This is a genomic window from Neorhizobium sp. SHOUNA12A, from assembly GCF_023006505.1.
Lineage (GTDB): Bacteria > Pseudomonadota > Alphaproteobacteria > Rhizobiales > Rhizobiaceae > Neorhizobium.
The window spans coordinates 1-20922 of sequence record NZ_JALBGV010000076.1; the positions used below are offsets into that span (position 1 = coordinate 1).

At 55.0% G+C, this 20922-nt stretch carries 13 protein-coding genes and 4 pseudogenes; 7 read left to right on the forward strand and 10 right to left on the reverse strand.

Annotated features, from left to right (window positions below; all coding sequences use genetic code 11):
* Nucleotides 1-111 precede the first annotated feature (111 nt).
* Nucleotides 112-822: pseudogene (locus MOV63_RS25345) on the forward strand (IS630 family transposase); the annotation flags it as partial.
* Nucleotides 823-1832: 1010 nt separating this feature from the next.
* On the opposite strand, the gene MOV63_RS25350 reads toward MOV63_RS25345, so the two are convergent.
* On the reverse strand, nt 1833-2099 hold the full coding sequence (locus tag MOV63_RS25350) for an NAD/NADP octopine/nopaline dehydrogenase family protein (protein ID WP_247038042.1): 267 nt from the start codon (nt 2097-2099) through the stop codon (nt 1833-1835).
* 280 nt (nt 2100-2379) lie between these two features.
* Here MOV63_RS25350 and MOV63_RS25355 point away from each other — a divergent pair, with 280 nt between their 5' ends.
* From MOV63_RS25355 to MOV63_RS25375, 5 genes and pseudogenes are all read left to right on the forward strand, one after another.
* On the forward strand, nt 2380-2865 hold the full coding sequence (locus MOV63_RS25355) for a hypothetical protein (RefSeq protein ID WP_247038044.1): 486 nt from the start codon (nt 2380-2382) through the stop codon (nt 2863-2865).
* Nucleotides 2866-3308: 443 nt separating this feature from the next.
* Nucleotides 3309-4244, forward strand: a complete 936-nt coding sequence (locus tag MOV63_RS25360) for a hypothetical protein (protein ID WP_247038046.1) — start codon at nt 3309-3311, stop codon at nt 4242-4244.
* Between the two features lie 558 nt (nt 4245-4802).
* Nucleotides 4803-5285, forward strand: a pseudogene (locus tag MOV63_RS32875) (hydantoinase B/oxoprolinase family protein); the annotation flags it as partial.
* Nucleotides 5286-5371: 86 nt separating this feature from the next.
* On the forward strand, nt 5372-5836 hold the full coding sequence (locus tag MOV63_RS32880) for a hypothetical protein (RefSeq protein ID WP_247038048.1): 465 nt from the start codon (nt 5372-5374) through the stop codon (nt 5834-5836).
* A gap of 377 nt (nt 5837-6213) precedes the next feature.
* Complete coding sequence (locus MOV63_RS25375; RefSeq protein WP_247038051.1) at nt 6214-6546, forward strand: hypothetical protein; 333 nt, start codon at nt 6214-6216, stop codon at nt 6544-6546.
* Between the two features lie 186 nt (nt 6547-6732).
* On the opposite strand, the gene MOV63_RS25380 is transcribed toward MOV63_RS25375, so the two are convergent.
* The 9 genes and pseudogenes from MOV63_RS25380 to MOV63_RS25420 all read right to left on the reverse strand — a co-directional run bounded on the left by MOV63_RS25380 (nt 6733) and on the right by MOV63_RS25420 (nt 19579).
* Nucleotides 6733-7257 (reverse strand): N-acetyltransferase, encoded by a 525-nt coding sequence (locus tag MOV63_RS25380; protein ID WP_247038053.1) that lies wholly within the window; start codon nt 7255-7257, stop codon nt 6733-6735.
* A gap of 246 nt (nt 7258-7503) precedes the next feature.
* Nucleotides 7504-8222 (reverse strand): annotated as a pseudogene (locus MOV63_RS25385) (tyrosine-type recombinase/integrase); the annotation flags it as partial.
* A 644-nt stretch (nt 8223-8866) separates the two neighbouring features.
* Entirely contained in the window at nt 8867-10663 is a 1797-nt protein-coding gene (locus MOV63_RS25390; RefSeq protein WP_247038055.1) for a hypothetical protein, read from the reverse strand.
* Between the two features lie 378 nt (nt 10664-11041).
* Complete coding sequence (locus MOV63_RS25395; RefSeq protein WP_247038057.1) at nt 11042-11386, reverse strand: hypothetical protein; 345 nt, start codon at nt 11384-11386, stop codon at nt 11042-11044.
* Nucleotides 11383-12496, reverse strand: a pseudogene (locus MOV63_RS25400) (IS5 family transposase). Before MOV63_RS25400 ends, MOV63_RS25395 begins: the two are co-directional and overlap by 4 nt.
* Nucleotides 12497-12584: 88 nt before the next feature.
* Nucleotides 12585-13526 (reverse strand): LysR family transcriptional regulator, encoded by a 942-nt coding sequence (locus MOV63_RS25405; RefSeq protein ID WP_247038059.1) that lies wholly within the window; start codon nt 13524-13526, stop codon nt 12585-12587.
* 6 nt (nt 13527-13532) lie between these two features.
* Nucleotides 13533-14549 (reverse strand): LysR family transcriptional regulator, encoded by a 1017-nt coding sequence (locus MOV63_RS25410; RefSeq protein WP_247038061.1) that lies wholly within the window; start codon nt 14547-14549, stop codon nt 13533-13535.
* Nucleotides 14550-14759: 210 nt separating this feature from the next.
* The gene (locus MOV63_RS25415; protein WP_247038063.1) at nt 14760-16616 is read right to left on the reverse strand and encodes a 2Fe-2S iron-sulfur cluster-binding protein; all 1857 of its coding nucleotides are present in this window, start codon (nt 16614-16616) and stop codon (nt 14760-14762) included.
* 50 nt (nt 16617-16666) lie between these two features.
* On the reverse strand, nt 16667-19579 hold the full coding sequence (locus MOV63_RS25420; protein WP_247038065.1) for a 4Fe-4S binding protein: 2913 nt from the start codon (nt 19577-19579) through the stop codon (nt 16667-16669).
* Between the two features lie 274 nt (nt 19580-19853).
* Here MOV63_RS25420 and MOV63_RS25425 point away from each other — a divergent pair, with 274 nt between their 5' ends.
* A complete protein-coding gene (locus MOV63_RS25425) occupies nt 19854-20921 on the forward strand; it encodes a cytochrome-c peroxidase (RefSeq protein WP_247038067.1) in 1068 nt (355 codons plus the stop codon).
* Nucleotide 20922 lies beyond the last annotated feature (1 nt).

A 20922-nucleotide genomic window follows, 5' to 3' on the forward strand; every position in this document is an offset into this window, starting at 1 on the left:
TACCGCGAGTTTTTGACCTTCATCCATAACTTGGTGTCCACCTCTTTTAAGTGGACACCACATGCCAAAGCTCACTCAAATACAGAAGGTGCGGAGAAATTCGCGCTTACCATCAAGGAGCGCTTCGGCGTTGATTATCCACGAGCGCCATGTCGGGAAGCTTCTGAAGGAACTTGGCTTCTCCCACATGAGCGCCCGACCGCGCCACCCCGCCCAGAATGGCGAGATCATCGAGGCATTTAAAACTTCTCCCGCACGCTGAAGGCGCATCTGGCCGATCTGCCAGACGGCACGCCGGTGGAGATTTGGTGGCAGGACGAGGCGCGTATCGGCCAGAAAAATGGCCTGGTGCGGCAATGGGCGCGGCGCGGAACCAGGCCTCGCCAGCCGGCCGACCAGCGCTATAAGAGCGCCTATCTCTTCGGCGCCATTTGTCCAGCGCGCGGGAAAGGGGCAGCGCTCGCCCTGCCGTATGTCGATACCGAGGCGATGCAGCTTCACATCGACGAGATCAGTCGCCATGTCGCCGACGGCGCGCATGCCGTGTTGCTGCTCGATCGCGCCGGATGGCACACCACCGCAAATCTCGATATACCCGACAATATCACCCCAATCTTCCTGCCCTCGCGTGCCCCAGAACTCAATCCAGTCGAGAATATCTGGCAATACCTGCGCTCCAACTGGCTCTCGAACCGCGTGTTCGACACCTATGAGGTGATCATCGATGCTGCTTGCGACGCCTGGCTGAAACTCCTCGACAGCCCACAAGTCATCACCTCAATCGGTATGAGACAGTGCGCCTATGTGGATCAATCATCATGACCGCTGGTATAACCGCCGCCCTTCTTGGACACGCGATGAGACTTTTGCGCCGGAACTCATCAGGCTTGCAACCGATCCATCGGTTCATTGGGTGGTCCGGCGCGCGGCGATCTGGGCGTCAGGTCGACTCAACTATGCCGACGCTCTTCAGAAAATCGCGCCACTCGTTTTGGCGGAGAGCCCGCCTCTGACGATCGATCATGACGATAACCCGCAATGTCACTCCTCCCTCGGGAGTATGCCGGAAGGTGGTGTCGCGGATCTCGTGAGTTGGGGCGAGGCAAAATTCGTCGAAACCGTCGGTTCAAAGGCTCCATCATCGACACACATATCTACAAACGCATAAATACATCCTACTGATTGATATATCCTGCATTCAACAGGGAATTAAATATATCAGCGTGCCGGGATGGCCATTTGGGACGTTTCGCATGAGGTGAGGGGCTATTGAGGCGTCACGAACAACCATAAATGGGCGACAAATGAGATAGTGGACAGATTTTCGGAAGAAATTCAATTGAAGCATAAACGATTACCAAACTCTCCACGAAAGTGCGGCTAATTATTCTCATCATCGAAAAATGAGGGCGCTTCCGGAAAGATGTCCTGCCAAGTTCGGCCGGCCTCGGCTAGCCACCCGATTATCGCTTCAGGAGATACCTCCAGAACAGCAAAAACCTGCGCCTATGATCTACGAGTAAACTCGGGAAATGAGGATCCGGGATGACGTTGAATTCAAACCGGTTCAACAAGATTGATCCGTCGTCGTTTCTACGGAATTTCCAGTTACATGCGACGGCACAAATTTAGAGAGAAAACATATTTTTATTGGTTCTCTACTCTCTGTGAAACGACCTGATATTTGTAGCGAGAGGGTTGAATGCTCTCATGATGCTATCCAATATGTATGGCGAGAGGGTTGAACCTCTCTTTTTGTAATTTTCTGTACCAGACCCTTGTTTTCCTCCTAACCCTTCGTCTCTCGAGCAATTCCGGAAGCTACGATCCGGCTAGTTAAGCTTTGCGCCGAAGGAAATGAGATCCTCGCGGTTGAAGCCGGGCAGATCTCGACCGAAGGTAGGAAGCTCCTCTTCATACGCGGCGGATGTAATCCACAGAAAGGCATCGATGGCAGGCACAGGCATATCGGCAATCCTAGCAATCGCGGCCCAGAGCGTGAGGATGATAAATTCCTCTCGATAGAGACGGCTGTCCATGTCCTTGGGAGCCAAGGTCTGAACGTTGTGGGGGGTTGGCGCCAGGCTGTAGTCGCGCATGGTCGCAAACGTGGTTCCGTAGTCCTTGTTGCGATCCTCCAGGATGCAGGGAGCCCGCGTCGTTCAAGCGACCCATATTGAGCACGGCCGGTGGATGGTGGAGGACGGCGTTCGTGCAAGCCAGGGCGATATGGAGGGGAGGGCGAATGTCCAGCTTGGCACGGAAGACACGGCTCAACACCACCCATAGCTCTGCGGGGAAACTGGGTCCTCGTCGGTTGTAGTGCATCGGATAGGACGAGACCTCGAATTCGCCTTTCATTTCCTTGATATCCACCTCGTGTCCAGCCCGTTTGGCGGCAAGGGGGGCCGTGTTGCTCTCCAGAACCGTGCAGTTGAGGCGTTTACCGTAGACCATGCTGAAACCATTGCCGCTCATGACAAAAAGGTATTTGCCAGCCAGGATGTCGTTGTATTGTTCGAGCGCCTGAACATAGGCCTCATGAGCATCAGTTCGCGCGCCGAGAATGAGAAGCTGCGTGCTCTCAATGACATCGCGCAGGTTGCGGGCGATCTCGACGTGAACAGAGTCGTTGAAAGCGCCGACACTAACGAGCGTATTGCCGTTTGCCTCGACGTCAGTGATGAAGCCAGGGTGTTCCGGAAGTGCATAAACGACCGGCTTGATAGATCTGCAAGGGAGGTACGCGGCCATGCCCGCGTTGGCATGACCGGCGCTAAGCAGGCCAACACGGAAGTCGTTAGACGCCTGATATTCCGGTCAGCTCGTCCTATGAAGAAAGAGACGGAAATTAACTTACCATGATGGGAGTTGAGATTTTTTGTTTTGTGATTGGAGTTGAAGTTGTTGTTTGCCGGTGAGAGAGGGGTTGATGGTCGCGGCGGCAGGAAAAGGAAGCGATCTTATTATGTCCCGGCGAGGGAGGCGGGGTAAGCCTCGGATGAATGCCACGTCGGCCGATGACGTGGACCCGCGATAATGCCACGTCAGCATATTCCGACAACACGTCTGGTAGTGACGTGGCCCTCCGCCCGACCTTTTCGCCCCCCAACAAGCCATCAATCATCTATAAATTGTCCTCTATCCTCCGACACTCAGATTGCTTCCCCCGTCCTCTTCACCCACAAACATCATCACAATCAAAAACACAGCCCAACAAAAGCACAATCCAAACCGAACCGTCTTCATCCGCAAACATGGCCGCCGTTGCTCCACCACGAACGGACACTGTCTACATTGTCCCAACCATGGATGTCGAACCGACGACGGCGACGACTGCCAAAGGCGCCAGCGGTCCCCCCGATTGGGAGTATGGCCGCAAGGCGGTTCTTGCCGTCTGGAAGGCCTGTAGGGAGCGTGATCTATTTCCGTCCTTCTTCCTCCACCCTGAGGCTATCCTCGCTCAAGCCGAGCTGTTTCGAGATCTTGAGAAGCAGGGCGCGACGCTTGGTCTCCACCTGCACCCCCAGAAGTGGTCTGCTTACAGGCACGGTGGCAAGAAGTACTTCAAGGATTTCGGCCTCCTCAACGCTCAGGAGACCCGCGAGATTCTGAAGGAGACCATCCCGATCTTCGAAAAGGCTTTCGGGCATCATCCATTCTATTTCCGCCCGGGTACCTTCTCATTCAACGACGCCCAGTTCGCCATTCTCGCGGAACTCGGATTTATCGGTGGATCTGTCTCCGCGCCGGAACGGGTCGTCCCCCATAAGTCCGCCGTCTGGGCTGGAGCCGAGCTTGATCCGCACTATGCCAACGATGTGTTCCGCGTGACCCGCGGTGACTCCAAGTTTATCGAACTGCCGTTGTCCGTTGACACTTCCACGCTGTTCACCACCGGTCAAGTGAAGCACTATGCAGATCTGCGCGCGGACACGGTTTGGAGCGGGTATAGCCTCACCTACACGGACATCGCCAACAACATCGTGGCGCAGATGCAAGAGCGAAACCCCGCCATCAAGACCCTCGTTTCGGTCCTCCACAACGACGAGGCGTATTTCGATGCAGAGGATCCCTTCGCTCAGAATATGATCCAGTCTTTCGACGCGCAGATCCAGGCTTGCAAGGATGCTGGCCTGAAGTATGCCGGCGTCACCGCTGCCACGGTCATCGAGATGGCCAAGACCACCCTCGTCCGCGCGATGCCGCAGGTCTCGCTCCAGGCTTCGATGTACGAGAGGTGAGAGAAGCGTCGGGTAAAAGGAAGGCGGAAATGAACGGACACAATGGGAAGATCTGAGCTTTCAACAATGCTCAATGGCGGTATATCCCACTTCGAAGGAGCTCAACGCTTCAGACATTGCTATGCACATGAAAGCGGGTTGAACACCCGGCACAAAACTGCAAAAAAATTGAAATTTATGACTTTCCTATAGCAAGTACAGCAGATAATGAACAATACACGAGTTCTCTGCAAGATTGTGCAAAACAACCGTAACATACAGTGAAATGACCGGGTGATCGACTGATAATCTCACCCGTACGCAGCCTATTCCTAGCTAACCTCCGCGCATATTTATGATAAATATCTATCCATCGAAATAAAAATCGGACCATAGTATTCACGCCGTTTACACCCCTATATATCCTGCAAACACTGTTTCCTAAAACTGGGCGGTTAAAACCACGCGCAACGACGTCCCCGGCAGACCGCTTCCTGTTCTATCGCGAGATCCGCGTAGACAATATACATCCTGACAGTTGACCCTCTCACTCCCCGGAATTCCGGTATCCTTCGCGCGATCCACAGCCATGCGCCGCGCGGCACGGTGCTCAACGCGGTGTACCCCGCTTCAGGCGGGTCGCGAGCGGCATCCGCAACACGCGCCTATGACGTCATTCTGGGTTGCCTCAACCAGGCATTGCCGGACGGTTTGGCCGCTGCTGGCGGCGGCATGAGCGGCATGATTGTCGTGTCCGCCCCAGATCCACGTACTGGCCGCGACCGCGTCAACGTCGTCGGAACGATCGATGGCGGTGGCGGTGCCCGCCGTGGAGTCTATGGCCTGGACGGCTCTGAAGTTCGATATTCACAGCGTAGCGTACCGGTGGAAGTTATAGAAATCGAAACCGTCCTCGTCATGCGAGCGATCAGGCTTGTCCCCGATAGCCGACGCGCCGGGCAGTATGTGAGCGGGGCGGCCCTCGAGATCGAAATGGAAAATACCGCGTATCGGGCTGCCATCACTGTTCGGAACCTAAATCGCTTTGTTTTCGCCCCATGGGGATTCAAGGGTGGGGAAATCGGTCTCTTGGGCAAGGCGGTGGTCAACCCCGGCAGATCGACGAACGCTCGATCGGAAAGATCACAGTGCTTGAGCTCGCCCAAGGCGACATCTTGCGAATCACGAGCTCCACCGGTGGGGCATTTGGGGATCCCTTTGAGCGTGATCTGGGATCAATCGCCCGCGAGATTGAAAATGGAATGTTGTCTCGCGAGCGTGCGGAGCTGATCTATTGCGTAGCTTTTGGTCCGCAGGGGCACATCGACGCGGTCGCGACCGCCGAAAGACAGAAAAAGCGGCGGGGGCACTATGCTCCCGACTTCAAGTTCTGCAACGAGCGAGAACGCCACGACAAGGCCTGGCCACAAAGGAGCCGCCGCGAGCTTGCGTCCTTGGCACTGACACATGAATTGAGGATACGCAGCCAGCTTGTGGAGCGTGTGCATCATCGGCTGGTCGATGCGGTTGCATCGGTAGATCAGGAAACGCTGCTCCGGACTATCGGAGAAGAGCCCGCAAGGCTTTCCGGCGTCAAGGTCGCGGCCAGGTGACGTGTCTCAGGAGCTACGAAGCTCGCGGAGAGGCTCATCACCAACGAAGCGCGAACCAAGAAGTCTTCAGGTTCGCCCTCTGTCTCGACTTTCCAAAGAGCCTGATGTCGGCCAAGCTGCGCTCGGGTCATATGTAGTCGCGCGCTCCATGACCGAGGCGTCGTCCTGAAGAACCGGCCAAGATCGCCCCCTTACCAATTTCGAAAGAAAATGGCTGCCTTCCGACATCACTTCTCCTCCAAGAATCCAAACATCGAATTTGACTCCGGCCATGCTTGTTCTGGCAATCGCCTCTCGAGCGAAATGGCTGACTGCAAGCCACGCCCGATCTCGGTTACAAGTCCACAATGTCATTCACATGGTACGGATTTGACGAGATGGACGAGATATCGGGCGACGGGCATGCCGAATTGCTCGACAATGGCTCGATTGAGATTGCCTTTCGTATACCAAAACGGCGACGAGCTGTTCTAAAAGCCCAGCCTGAGACTTCTTCAACAGCCTGCGAGGTGACGACCACCGCAGCACGCCGCCATCGCTATGGCGCAAGTCGGAAGCTTGCTGACAAAATCATTGAACGTCTGACGCCGGATCGCTCGCCGAACAGTCACCACACCTTTTGTCGTCGACACCGACAACGCTGTAGCTATTCTTACCTATCGATACCCAAAATTGAAATCGTCATGAACCCGCTCCTCTTCCTTCAATGACAAATCATCATACTCGATGTCCTCGGAAGGGCAGGCCATCCCATAATCAAAAGGCTGCAAGGGAAAACAGCTTTTCCTCTTGCCAGCGCCCTCAGGGACTAATTCAAATTATTACTATATTCTCTGTAAACTCGCACTGCGCTCAGTTGCCGCAAGAGCAATTATGAAGAAAAATTTCTTGGCGATTCACGCCAATTGGTTGTCATCATTAATATTTCCAGAATTGTCTCCATCCGGAAATGTTTCCCAAAGAAGATAGTCTTGATTGAACCAATGGTTTTTTAACTCGCAAAGATTTTTAAAGCCGTTTCGCTGCATAATGGCAATGGAATACCGATTGCTGGCGCGTGTATCACACCAGATCTTATGCACACCTCGTTGTCGGGCACGCTCAAGCATGTCCCGGATTAGCGCTTCGCCAATCCCCTTCCCTCTATATCGTGGGAATACGCCAAACCAGCAAAGCCAAAGGATATCATCGTCAGGCCGGGTAATTAGAAAGCCTGAAATTCGGTCGCCATCCCACGACAAAATAATGGAATGCTCATCTTTACCAGCAAGTTCCTCCAAATATTTGGCTGAATATTTTTCGGCCTCCGCCCGACGCGCGCGTGCGTCATAGATATCCGTGGAAAGGATGGTTTCGATGAGAAGGGGGTGAAGGATGCGGATGTCCCTGGTCGACCCCAGTTTGAGCGATATGTTTGGCACAAATGTATACCTTGTAGTTTTCGTTCGGCACGATAATTTAATTTTTGATGCGCTTCAACGTTCATCTACCATCTTAAGGTTCCCGCCTCCCTGGCCTTCCAGGTAGCGACCCTTAGCTCTACCGGCGTTCCAAATTAGGACGCAGAGGCTGCATTGCATCATTACGCCTAAAAAACGAAAGCCGGGCGATTTACACCTGACCTTCCCCCAGGTTTTATCCAATTTTAGACTCGCTCCGGCGGTGCTTGGCGGCACCACCACCAGCGTCAGCCGGTCGAGCGGGCTGGTCGTGCTGCGGATCAGGTATTGGAACCCTTGGTATAGCGTGCCGTGGTGGACAGATTGTTGTGGCCGAGCAAAACTTGGATGATGCGGATGTCGGTTCCGCTCTCCAGAAGATGGTTGGCAAACCTGTGGCGCAGCGTATGCACCGTCATGCGTTTGTCGATGCCGGCAGCAGTGCACGCCGAACGGCAGGCAGAATACAGAACCTGGACGTCGATGGGCTTGGTCTCGTCCCGGCCCGGGAACAGCCAGACCTCGGGTCTCGCCAGACGCCAATAGACCCGCAGGATCGCCAGCAACTGCGCTGACAGCATGACGTTGCGATCCTTTCCGCCCTTGCCATGCTCGACGCGGATGATGCCGCGTTCGCCATCAATGTTGCGGACCTTGAGATGGACAGCTTCCGAGGCGCGCAACCCTGCCGCATAAGCTGTCGTCCGTGCGGTGCAGGTCCTCAGGCTTGGAACAGCTTCCAGAAACCGCACGATCTCGTCGCCGTTGAGGATCGTCGGCAGCTTGGCCGGTGTCGGGGCATAGGCAATGCGCTCCGGTATCTCGGCATGACCAAGCGTGACGCCAAAGAAGAACCGTAGGGCACAAACTCTCTGGTTCAAGACCGGCCATGAGGGGGCCGATGAGATCAGATGCACCTGAACCGCGCGCACGTCTTCCAGTCCAAGACCGCCCAATCCTTCAAATCAGAAGCCCATCATGCAAATCCCGCGCTCCAAATGCCGCGCAAGCGGCTTCGTTCAATCCTTAACGCCGGAGGCGAGCGCCAGGGATTCACTGGGAATTGGTGGCATTTCATTTCGCGCAGCGCGACAGCGTAATGAGGAACGCATGACAACTTGTCAAAGTCACCCGCCATCCGCTGGCGCTGACAGAGCGCGTCTTCGCTCTGCTACTTGGCGCAGTCGGCGTCGTTTATGGGGATACCCGCATGATGTGCTCCCAACCGACCGGCGAGATGTGCGTAAGCAGGTCGCCACCCAATGTGACGCCAGGTAGAGTTTCAAAGAGGGCCAATTTCATGCGTCTATCCATTGCCGAAAACCCGATTTAGCCAGACCCATTTTCGAAGCGCTGGATGGGGGACACCGCAAGGACGGATATTATTGTTGCGGCGCTGATACGGTCACCTGGTGTTACGGCCACATGCTGGAATTGCTCGATCCGGAGGATTACGACGAGCGCTGGCACAGGATCAAAACGACTGCGATTGGCGGTAAAGCCTTCATAGTCGCAAATCCACCGTTTAGGGATAGCGTGCTATGAAAGCTCGATTGCCGCGGATCTGCCTACCCAAATGTAGTTTTATTCGTCACCGGCTGAGATGGGGTCGCGCTCGCTCGGGATACAGGGTCTCATTCGCCAGGCGCGATGATCCGGTATCGGCCGGGACTATCCCCGGTAGCGCTGGAATACTCGGTCTCTCAACTGGTTTCGGCTCGCGCAGCAGAATCTTGGACATCCATCGGTCGAGACCTCGCGCGGTATGACCGGCGCAGGATTTGATGGACGCGCCGATGGGGGAGCTTTCAAGGACCTCACCAGAATAGTTGTTCGCCAGCTCGCCAGCCGTGACGACGGCCGCGCGAATGTCGCCCTGCTGGAGATATTCTGCGCCGTCCGCGATGCGCTTGAACGCGGAATCAGCTTGGATAGGGTCTCCGGAAACGATTTGGAGCTGTGCCTGGACCAGCGACGATCGTTGTTCGGGGGTGAACGCGGCCAGATGGTAGGAAAGATTGTAGGCGACGATGTTCCTGTAAGCATCGCTGTCGTGATCCATTCCTTCCACACATCTGAGATAGACGACCTTCTCCTCCCGGTCGAGATTCTTCACCCGCAAGGTCAGGCCATACATGACGTCCTCGTCAAGCGCATCGGAATCCGGCGTGGGGCAATTCAATATGTAAGGCCGTTCACCCTTGCCCATGGAGGGAACGAGTTGTGCTTCCACCGCAGGATTTGGCCGCCGGAAACGAGACTTTAACCGATCAATGGCGAAGCGGAATTCGCCACCGTTGTCCTCGGCGCCCATTTTGGTCGACATCGATCGAAGAGCCTCAATCCTCGACCGTTGCGGTGCGGCGTACCATGGGTGATCTGGCCCCAGAGGCCCTTGCTCCCATTCAACAGCGTGAAGGATCTGATGAGCGATGGCTGCCTGGAGCTCCGGTTCCAGGCGCTCGAAACATTCAGAAAGTGCGCTCAGACCTTGCATCTTGTAAGGATCATCGTCGCCTAGCTCGCAGATCCCTGTCACAAGAACCGCCTGCTTGTGCGGCTCGAAGGCGTCAGCATGCGCACCAAATGCCGCAAGCAGGCGAGACCGGCTCTCACTTGGCGTTCCAGCCTCGGCCAACAGCTTGTTCTGGTCGCCCTGCTTGAGACTATTGAGATGGCCAGCCAAATGCTCCAGAGCCGAACTGCGATTAGGTTCGTCAAGGAGGCGGCTATGCTCAACGATCAGGGTGCGCTCAGCGACGGGTACACGGTCGATCCTTGCGGCAAGTTCCACTATCAGATGGTCGGCTAAGCCGTGCTCGGCCACATGGCTGACGAGCTTCGAGCGCTGATCCGTCTCGATATAGTTGATATTTCTGATGATGTTGAGGACTGCGGCCTCGTCGAAGTCGTCTCCCTTACAGGCAAGAACGCCGTTCGTGATATGGCGGCGACCTGCCTTGCTGTGCAACGCGATGAGATCCGACTGGGTACGCAGATAGGATTGAGTGTGCCCTTTGAAGGTGTTCTCCGGCTGCTCGACAGGGAAGCGCGCGACGGCCTCGTTCCAGCCTTTCAGGGCGGTGTTTAGCTGCTTGACCCGTTTTTCACCGAAGGAATAGGCCACCCCTTTTTTAAGCGTTTGACTTGTTTTTCGAACCCGCCCGAGATGTTTTAGCGTTGTGATCATGTCCCCTGGAACAACGAGTTCATGGTTGATTAGGTCGTGGATCTCGGTTGGCAGACCGTCCAGCCCGCGCGAGGCTTGTGGACGCATCTCGTTGTAGAGCGGGGAAAGACGGCGGCGCTTAACTTCCGGCTCCGCAGTGGAGTCCGTCGTGCTAGCTGAGCGATTCCCCGACGCTGACCCCTGTAAGCGCTTCACCATGTTACCTACCTTTTCCTACGCGGTGCTCATATCTGCGACGTTCACTTTCGTAATTCCCTTGATCTGTTTGGGGAGAAGGCTCAGTCACCTTTGCCGCTGACCTAACCGTCTCCTCAACGTAGCGGTTGGTGCACCTTTAGTCTTGTTACATAATCCGATTCTGTCACAATCCCGTCGATGGGTTACCCTTTGTTCCAATTGTAAGCGTTTTTGGGGCGTTGCTTCCCGTGTTGTGGCTTCACGAAGCAAGGATTGATCTGAAGGACTTCTCGTCCTTCGTCCGTAAGTGCGATTTTCCATACGCATTGACGAGCGGGTATCGCTGGACCGGCCTCGGTAACGATATCCTCAACACGACCCGCGTTCAACGGACGTGCTCTAGCAGGCTGTTGAAGAAGTCTCGGGTTTTGCCTTGAGTATCGCCTCATCGCCATTGTGGTATGCGAACGCGATCTCGACCGAGCCATCGTCGAGCAATTCGGCATACCCGTCGCCCGATACCTCGTCCATTTCGTCAAACCCGAACCATGTGAATGAGATCGTGGACTGGCTGTAACCGAGGTCGAGCGTGGCTTGCATTGCTCCGAAGGCGATTTCGCCCCGGCCACTCGCCCCGATGGAGATTGCGGCGGGCTGGACCAGATCGAGATAATCACGATCCCATAGATCGCTCTCGACGATCCGCCAGCGGCCAATCAGGCGGCAGCGAGAGGCCGCGCTCATGATGGCACCGCCATCAGTTTGGGCAACCGCACCAGGTTATAAGCGGCGGCTGCGAAGGTGAATGCCCATCCGACCCGGTCACGGCCACGCAACTTCGTCTTCTCCTGCCCAGCTACGATCTTGATCCAGCCGAACGCCTCCTCGATACGCTTGCGGATGCGCAAGCTGACACCATAGCCAGAGTGGCGCGTCGTGCGTCCGTCGATCGCCGAACGGCGTCCCTTGGCATTCTGCGCCACATGCGGCGTCACCCTCATCGAGCGCAACTCGTTGACGAAGTCCTCGGTGTCATACGCCTTGTCGGCAACCAGCGTGATTGCACGCGGCCGGTCGGCGCGAGGCTCGACCATGTGCAATGCCGCGACCCTTTCAGCATATCCGCTCGCCTCCGTCAGACAGGCATCCACCAGCAGGCCATGGCGGTTTTCCATTAGCCCATGGCCCATGAAGCATAATTTCGCCTCCTTGCCTTTGCCCTTCTTGTACAGTCTCGCATCCGGATCAGTGGTTGAGGCATGCGTATCGTTGCAGCGCCGTTCGCCATGGAAGCTGCTTCAGCATTCCGGCCGCCGCCATCCGCTGGAGGTTCGCCATGATCCCCCCTTGGGCCATCCTTCGGCTTGAAGCTCTTCATCGATGCCCAGGCTTCGATCAGCGTGCCGTCGACAGAGAAGTGGTCCGTTGACAGCAGCCGCTTGATCTTCGGCTGCGAAAGGATTGCGCCCAGAAACTTCGCGGCGACGTCACCCTCGAGCAACCGGTCACGGTTCTTCGAGAACACCGAATGATTCCAGGCCGCATCATCGATCCCGATGCCGACAAACCACCGGAACAAAAGGTCGTATTCCAGGCGCTCCATCAAAAGCCGCTCAGAACGGATTGAATAGAAGGCTTGCAAAAGCATGGCGCGCAATAGCTTCTTTGGAGCTTCTCTGGCGGGATCGATGGCCGCCCAATCGGCGAATAGAGTGCTGCAAACTCCCGTTCCAGCAAAACCAGCGCGTCGTTCACGATCTGCCGGATTGCCCGCAGCGGATGATCCCTGCGAACACGATCGTCCAGGTCGACATAACTGAAGAGTTCACCCGATCTCACGTCGCCGCCGCGCATCCATCAACTCCCAATCAAGACGGGACCATTGAATCACGAGAGGAGCGCGCAGGCTAGGCCTTTTTCAACAGCCTGCTAGATGCAGCTTTCATCCTTCGAGAATATAGGAAGCGATCATGCTTCGAACACCGGCGTGTATGCTGTTGCGGTGCCATCGTTCATGCCAGACCATGGAGATCTGATAGGGGGCGGGTTTAACTCCCTTGAGCGGAACAAACGTCTCCAGTCCATAGCGCTCCGCCAGAAAACGAGCCGAAGGCACCGGAAGAACGAGAACGGCATCAGTTTCTTGAACAAGGCGTGCTGCCGTATGGATATCGGGAACCGTCAGCGTCTGGCGCCCACGTGGCCGCAAAGCCTCCAAGCCGTCATAGGCCTCACCGAAACCGGTATTGTAAGTCGAGCTGATCCTCAAAGACAGGAACTGCCCAAGATCGGAATACGCGATCTTTCCGCCGACGACCGGATGACCCTTACGGCTGAGGCAGACAGTCGGGACCGGTGGAAGTGATCGGCAAAAAAACCCCGAAGGGGTATCATTGGTAATACCCAGCACCAGGTCGATACGGCCATCTTCCATTTGCGAGATCACATTGGAAAGCCCAACAACGGGTATGAAAACCGTCGTTGGCGAAACTTCACGAAAATAACCGCTCAGATTACCGACCAACAGAAGCCCAAGATGATCAGGCATGGCAACGCTAAACCGTTCCGGTGCCTGAATACGACCACTAAAAATGGTAGAGATGTTGCCGAGCGCCGCTTCGACCTTCGGTGCCAGCGTCTCTGCGAGTGGCGTAAGTTCGAATGCACGGTTTCCGCGCGTCAATAGATCGTCGTTGAACATCTGCCGCAACCGGAACAACGCCCGGCTTGTGGCCGGCTGGCTGAGCTGAAGCTCCTTGCCCGCATGCGTCAGATTGCGAAAGCGTAGCAGCGCATTGAGAACCAGGAGGAGATTGAGATCGAATCCGCCAAGATCGAAGTTACCATCCGAATCTTCAATCTGATGTGCAAGACTCGAGGACATCAAGGTCTACTCGCGCCCCGGTATGGCTCGAAGCACTCGGACGTACCCTTGATCTTGCGCAACAACCATCTTCGCAGCGGCATCAATATCGGCGATTACCCGGCGCCGCGACATGTCCGGCACCCCCGCCAGCCAATACATCGAAACTTGATGTGGAGGGATCGCCATGGGCGGAAGATGCGCTGACAAGCGCAATGTCCGCATCAGCCAGCCCGCAATCGAGCGTGGCACCGTCAGCGCGAGCATGCCTTCCGACGCCATCAAGGCGGCGGACATAATGTCCTGCACTTCGAACAACTGGACACGTCGGCGACCGTAGGTCATCAGTGTATCGACAACCTGCGGAAATGCTTCGGCTCCGTTCTCTACAAGGTGGACATGGGTAAGATCTAAAAATGCCTGCTCGGTCAGGCGGACCCCACCAAACTGTTGGCGTTCGAAAGAGACGAGCGTGATAAATTCTTCGGTGAAAACCAATTCGCTTTCAAGATCGGGCTTTTCCAGAAAAACCGTGCCGAGCAAGTAATCCACGGCATGTGCCCTTAACTGCGCCATGCCTTCATCGGCAGACTTATGAGTGTTTATCTTGAATGGCGCGTTTTCCCGAGCGGAAGATTGCAGCAAATACGGAAGCAGCGCCGGAGTAAGCGCCGCATTGATGCTCAGTCTGGTTCCCCTGTCCGTCTGTCGGGAGGAAATCACCTCGCGAACCTGAGTCAAAGTATCAGGCACAGTCTGCAGAAGCTGTTGACCGCGGCTGGTAAGCTTCAGACCAGTGGAACTGCGCACCAACAGATCGTCTTTCAGCAACTCACGCAGCCGCGCAAGAGCGCGGCTGACCGCCGGCTGGGTCTGACCGAGCCTACGCGCCGCATGGGTAACATTTCGACACTGCAAAAGAGCATCGAGGACAACCAGAAGGTTGAGATCAATTCCCGTAAGTTTCCCTTCAGACGTCGTGATGACCTTGATTTTTTCCAGGTTAAAGCTCGGATCTGCGTCCGAACCCTCGTGTCGGGCCATGTAGAATCCCCATCTAGGGCTGTAAGCCAGCCTGTCCCCTCCAACCATAAATTGAAATATACCGAATTAAATTGAGATATCTTAAATAAAAGTGCAATATGAATCTATTCTGGAAAACATAGCTTATTACCATTGTAATGCAATACTTTGTCCCTCAAAATCCTTGTTTAGCAATTTGGAAACTAGATCTTCACTGAAAAGCGCGCAGGCTCACGGTGCGAGAACGACATCCCCAACCGGCCTGCCCAAGCAGGTCAAAATTAAGCCCGCATCCTTATCAGCGTGTGACAGGGTGTTCTGATCGGCCATTTCGACATGCCCGGAAATCTTGTGCATCTTGCATGCGCCGCAGACGCCTGCCCTGCATGAATGTGCCAAAGAAATGCCCGCAGCGTCGGCCGCGTCAAGGATCGTCTGTCCCGGCTGCACTACGAATTGGTCATTGGTTCCCTGAACCGATACTCGCGCCGTTTTGACGGAGCCGGCGGGCGGTGGGGTTCCATATTGCGAAAGCGCCAGACGAGCAGCGGTTGGTGAAACAGCGGCATTTGTCGTCGGTGGCCCGACATGTAATGCGGGATCTTTAGCCAGTATCGAGGGCGCGGCTTTGAAAGTCACAAGCGCGGGTGAGATAGCCGCCAGCGGCGTGCCGGGTGGGAGCTGAGATGACGTTTTTCCAACATGAGGCGAAGACGACGGCGCCGAGGACTGAGAAGCGGCCACCGGACTGAAGGTTGCAGCAGGCGCCGCCGACGAGCCCCCGAAGCTTTCCTCATGATATTGGCTTATCGGCAATCCCATATTAGTCAGCAATGACTTGGCCGCCGCCATATAGCCAGGAGGACCGCAGACGAAAGTCTCCCGCTCGGCGAAGTCGGGGGAATAGGTCTGGATCAGGTTTTGTTCTATTCCGCCGACGGGGCCATGCCAGGGACGCAACGGCGACACCTTGCTTGGAACGATCACCAGCCGCATCTTGTCCGAAAGCTTAGTACTCACATGCAGCAGCTCTTGATGAAAGATGATGTCGTCAGGTGTTCTCACGTTGTTGATGAAGACGATATCCGCATTCGAACAAGTATCAGCCAGCCAGCGTAGCATCGACATCGGCGGCGTGATCCCGCTTCCTGCGGCGAGAAAAAGCAGTTTCGACGAAGGATGATCATGGCAGGTAAACCTACCAGCCGGGCCGGAAACTGCGCACTCAAACCCTTCAACCATGTTGTCAAACAACCAATTGGACATCCAGCCCATCGGCACCTTCTTGACCGTGATCGACAACGTATAGGGCCGTGAGGGTGACGAAGAAATCGTATAGCTACGCCGCAGAACGGAGCCGCCCATTGGAACTTCGATGGTTACGAACTGGCCTGGTTTGTAATGAAACAAAGTATGTGGCTCGGCGACGAAACTATATGTTTTGGTATCGTGGGTTTCCCATGCCACCGATACGCAGCGGACCTTTGTCTTGCCGCTCCAGACGGGTGTTTGGCTCGGAGAAATCATCGCGGTAGGCCAGAGCGCGGCAATGGCAGGCCGCTCTAATGCCTTCGGTCGCCGCTGCACGATTGGGGATACTAGCGTTGCGTCCGAAGCGGCCGGAATTGGCTTTGCAACTTGCTCGTCCACGTTGTCGAGGATGGCAAGAAGCTCTTTGCTCCCCTGCATTCTCGCGCGCTGCTCGCCCTGCTTCAGCCTGATGCCATAGGTCCCCCCATTCAGCTTCTCAAGAAAAAGGGCCAAGGAAACTCTTAGTCTCGATGCGGATTCTGCATCAAGATTAAGACGGATCTGGTCAAAGTTTGCTGCAATCGAGTCGGCGTCGACAAGCAGGACACCGTCTTCGTAATTTGCCCAGAAGGTCGAATAATTCTGCTGCAATATCTGAAGGCAATTGCGAAAGTCTTCATCGGCCCATGCATTATCGCGAAGTAGGGTCTGAAAGCGCCGCACGTCCTGGGCTGTAATGTTTTTGTCGAAATCAGCAATGTGGACAAACATCGAGAACGCGATACGGGCAATGTCCGAAACCGGGTAGGCGACGTTGATGTGGACGTTGGAATTCATATGCAACCTCCTCAACTTATATCTAGATATTGGTACGGCGGGACCTGCTGTTAGGCATCCTGGCCCTCTGTTTCATGCTTTCGGTCTTTGTTCGTTGCCATGCTTCGTTCCTCTAATCCTGGAGGCACCAAGCTGCTTTTCCCGGCCATGGCCTGTCTCTGCGGAACCCGTAAGACGACTGCAAAATCGCTGACAATCTTGGGTAGAATCGCAGTGCTTTGATCAGCAGAGTCAACGCCAACGAGATCGCCTGGCCGGAAGACAATATTCGGTACGAAATCATTGATTGCCGGATCAAAAAGACGTATTTCACCTCGGTGGATCAACAAATTCCGTTGCTTCGAAGAGATGTCTCCGAGACTGGTGCCGTATGTATAGCGCTCTACTTGGGACTGGTAAGCGATGTCCGAAAGCGAGGAAAGCGTGAGATGGCGAAGTTCATCGTTGCAAGCCAGCATGGCCAACCGTATGGCCGGATGGGCCTCAATCCGGCTGTTTGCTTTGTCTTTTCCGGAGATACGAATTGCGGCCCGTAAGATGGTGCTACTTGCCCTCCCCTCCCGCACGGCTGGAATACCGCTCATAAATTTCACGACGTCGACCAGCATTGGATGATCGGCGTCCGAGAGATCATCCAGCATTCGGCTGGCGGCGCCGCGCGCGATGTCCGTATCGATGTAGCCAAAAAGCATGAGGCCGATTGCTCGGATCAGCGGATCGTCGAACGACAGCAACTGCATGAGGTTGGTTTCTATATCCAACCGGTTCGGAAGGACCCTGCGATTCGCCGGTTCCACCGCGGTCAGAGCTTCCTCACCGGAGGCTACAGTCGAACCGCCAAGCAGGATGGCGAGGATTCCAGGGGGCAGAAGATCACGCCAGCGCACCGAAGGATTTGAAGGAGTAGCCTGACGCATGACGATATCAAGATCGCGCTCGCAAAGCGATGCGAGATCCTCAGCAAACCGCTGAGCATGAGGCCCCGCACCAAAATTCCGGAGAATCGATAAAGCTTCGATCCGAATAGCCTGTTCGTTGGCCTCCATGTTCTCATAAAAAAGACTTTGCAAAGCGTGCCCAAGTGAATCTGAAATCACCGCCGCCTCTATGCATAGTCGGATCGACTTGTGACAGGCAAGCCTTTCCAGCACTTCATCCATCTTGGTGCTCACGATACCCTGCGGCGATAAAAACTCACCAATCACCAGGTCGTGCTCCGCATCGCTGATTTGCAGGCTCTGCCTCAGGACACTGACGGTCGAAAGAAGATCGGAATCCGCCAGAATGTCGCCGATAGCCATGCCATCGTGTATCCGGGTCGCAACCATAGTATTGAGGATGCTACGATAATGCCTAAGCGACTCGGCTTTTTCCTCTTGGCTGATCTCCAAGGTATCTGCTTCGGCGATATGGGTCAGGCCCAGTACCTCTAGCAAGGCCATGTGTTCCTCTTCCGTGATGTTCATTTGTGTCCGAAAATCCTGCAGGGTTTTCAACGAAGATTGACTGGCGGTATTGCCGCTGCTGACGGCTTCGTCGAGAATCTGCCGGTACGCTTCCAACTTCTGCTGCTTTGAAAATCCGGGTAGTACAGTAGTCAGGAGGTAGATCTCATCGGCCCTCAAGCTCTCCAGCTTGCGACCATCAAGAAACTGGCTGAAATTAACCTTGAGTTTTTTCAACTCGCCCATAAGGTTCGATGCCATGGTTTCCTGCTGGAAACGAACCGGGCTTTGCTGTAAGGCTTTGCGCAACCACAGCGTGGTCAATGAGACAATAGCTATATCGATCAACCGCTCGCCCAGAGCTGGTACGAGCATGATGTTCGGCCGCCCGCCGAAAAGATAGAATGCGTTAATGGACGCCCACGCGCTGACGCTCAAGCAATGATGGACAAGGATTTGCTCCGACATTCCTTCTCGTTGGGCGCGAAGGCGACGGTATATTGCCTCCAGTAAGCGACCAATGGTCAATCCGAAGGCGCAAAACAGCGCGAGAACCAAGGGCGCGGCAATGACCTTGGGGACAATCAATCGGCTCCCTAGAAAGTAAATGCCTTGGTCGAGGAGTTTTTGAGCGACACCATCTTCGTGGGTCCAGATGCCCGAGAAATAGTAATCCCAATTACCGGCATATATATAATAATACCCATAGAACCCCAGGACCAACCCGAAGAACATATAGTATACGTTGCGTCTTTCGGAATCGAGAACACCGTACCAATAGGATCTCTGCAAGTCGATGTCGCCGCAGTTGGCCGTGCAAGCGACACATGCGCTTATATCGCCTTTCGGGGATGACTTACGGCACATGGACTGCGGCAGAGCGGGGCGGGAAAAGTGCGGTGTGCTCTCCAGGATGCCACCCGGTTCAGTGTAGATCTTTTGAACCACATTGGCAGGGCAGAAATAGTTGCACCAAGTCTTGCCGCCCCATAGGAAGCCCGTCAACATTGCCGCGCCAATGACACTAAGGAGCGAGATTCCAAGGGCATGCCGGTCGCTATTGATAATCAATATTCGGACGGTAACGCCGGTAAACAGCAGCCCGAACTGGACGTACCAGCTGTGCCGAGCCAACCACCCCGTCGGGTTGATAAGGGCTACCCTGCGGTTGACGAGGCCTGTACGCCGTTCCAATCTGCTGCGATAACGTTGTAAACCCATGTATCCCGGTATCTGCGATGCAAAGGATAAGGGGCAGATACGGCGCCATGCCTCGTGGCCGAAGACCATCAGAAAAAGCGGCATGAGAGGCACTGCCATTGTCCAGAAGATCCGCGCGGCGAGCGAATACGGCGTAGCCGTCAATGTCTGATCCTGGACGACAACAATACTGGTGGAGATGTGAAATGGACTTAACAGATTGTCTGGGCGCGTCAGAAAGGTTGAGTACGGATCCCAAAAAAGAGATCCGATCAACGTTAGCCAAGCCGCGAGCAAAAGCCCTCTCGTCATGAGCATCCTGCGTTCCGAGACCCTTGAAAGCATGGAAAATCCCTTGTGAGGCGAGCACTATCAGCGGCCCAGAATTGCCTGTCAGCTGTGGATTGCGTGTATTCAATGGTCTTGAGGCTCGCTGGGGAGCAGCTCCGGTGGGTTAGAATACGACCGTAAACGGCCGTGCAAACCGCCGTTCTGGATATGACGGCATAGCAAGAATGCATGATGACCCCCGACCTGATCTCGTGCAAGATTAACGATAAGCGCAAGTTGCATGGCAACGAGGAAACCCGCAATGACTGTGGATACAAAGGAAAGATGTCCACGCCTAACGTTGGCTGGACCTGTCGGCTGCTCGGCGGCCGCCGCCGCCCACAGCGCAGCCCACGATAACTATATACAATGGGTCGGGGGAATTCTGCTTGCTTTGCTTCTGGCTCTGCCCCTGCCAACAAATTCGGCCGCGCAATCCAGTACCGGAGACCCTATCGAACCGGTTCCGCTCGATGCAAAACTTGATCAGAGAAAAGTTTCATTGGGTCGCAGTCTGTTCAACGACAGTCGGTTGTCCGCCGGAAACGGAACGTCATGCGCAAGCTGCCACTATCTTACGATGGGATTGACCGACCAGCTACCCATCTCACGCGGCCTTCCCGGATATCCGGGCGTTGTCAATACATCTTCCCTTTTTAATGTGGGCCTCAATTCCAAGTTCACGTGGAGTGGGCGCCTGTGGACGCTCGAAGATCATACCAATGGTGTGATTGAGAATAAATCCACGATGGGCGCCAAATGGGAGGATGTAATTGCTACATTGAACAAGGATGCCGGGATCACAGCTGAATTTGAAGCGATATTCAAAGACGGACTTAAACGCCAGAATGTCATCGAAGCGATTGTGGCCTACGAACATTCCTTAAATACGCCCAATGCACCGTTCGATCGCTATTTGCGAGGTGATCAGGCTGCGATAAACGAAGAAGCGAAGCTCGGCTATCAGTTATTCAAAGATTACGGCTGCATTTCCTGTCACCAGGGTGTCAATGTAGGCGGAAACATGCTGCAGGTCTTCGGCATATTTGGAACGACTGCGGCGGCGACGGAAACACCGGGCTCTGCGGCAAAGACAGGAATTTCCGACGATCGGCCCGTCTTTCGTGTCCCGTCGTTGCGCAATGTCGCACATACCGCTCCTTATTTCCATGACGGTTCGGTAACGACTTTGCGGGGAGCTATCGATGTTATGGCGAATAATCAGCTCGGTCGAAAGATCACGGATTTGGATGCGGCACGACTTGAGGCATTTCTGAAATCGCTGACAGGCGAGTATCAGGGTGTCTCCCTTGACGATATGGGACGGTGAT

Coding starts and splice junctions, on each gene's coding strand:
- MOV63_RS25350 (WP_247038042.1), bottom strand. CDS start 2,099: ATGCGCGACTACAGCCTGGCGCCAACCCCCCACAACGTTCAGACCTTG.
- MOV63_RS25360 (WP_247038046.1), top strand. CDS start 3,309: ATGGATGTCGAACCGACGACGGCGACGACTGCCAAAGGCGCCAGCGGT.
- MOV63_RS25375 (WP_247038051.1), top strand. CDS start 6,214: ATGGACGAGATATCGGGCGACGGGCATGCCGAATTGCTCGACAATGGC.
- MOV63_RS25390 (WP_247038055.1), bottom strand. CDS start 10,663: ATGGTGAAGCGCTTACAGGGGTCAGCGTCGGGGAATCGCTCAGCTAGC.
- MOV63_RS25395 (WP_247038057.1), bottom strand. CDS start 11,386: ATGAGCGCGGCCTCTCGCTGCCGCCTGATTGGCCGCTGGCGGATCGTC.
- MOV63_RS25405 (WP_247038059.1), bottom strand. CDS start 13,526: ATGTCCTCGAGTCTTGCACATCAGATTGAAGATTCGGATGGTAACTTC.
- MOV63_RS25410 (WP_247038061.1), bottom strand. CDS start 14,549: ATGGCCCGACACGAGGGTTCGGACGCAGATCCGAGCTTTAACCTGGAA.
- MOV63_RS25415 (WP_247038063.1), bottom strand. CDS start 16,616: ATGAATTCCAACGTCCACATCAACGTCGCCTACCCGGTTTCGGACATT.
- MOV63_RS25420 (WP_247038065.1), bottom strand. CDS start 19,579: ATGCTCATGACGAGAGGGCTTTTGCTCGCGGCTTGGCTAACGTTGATC.
- MOV63_RS25425 (WP_247038067.1), top strand. CDS start 19,854: ATGACTGTGGATACAAAGGAAAGATGTCCACGCCTAACGTTGGCTGGA.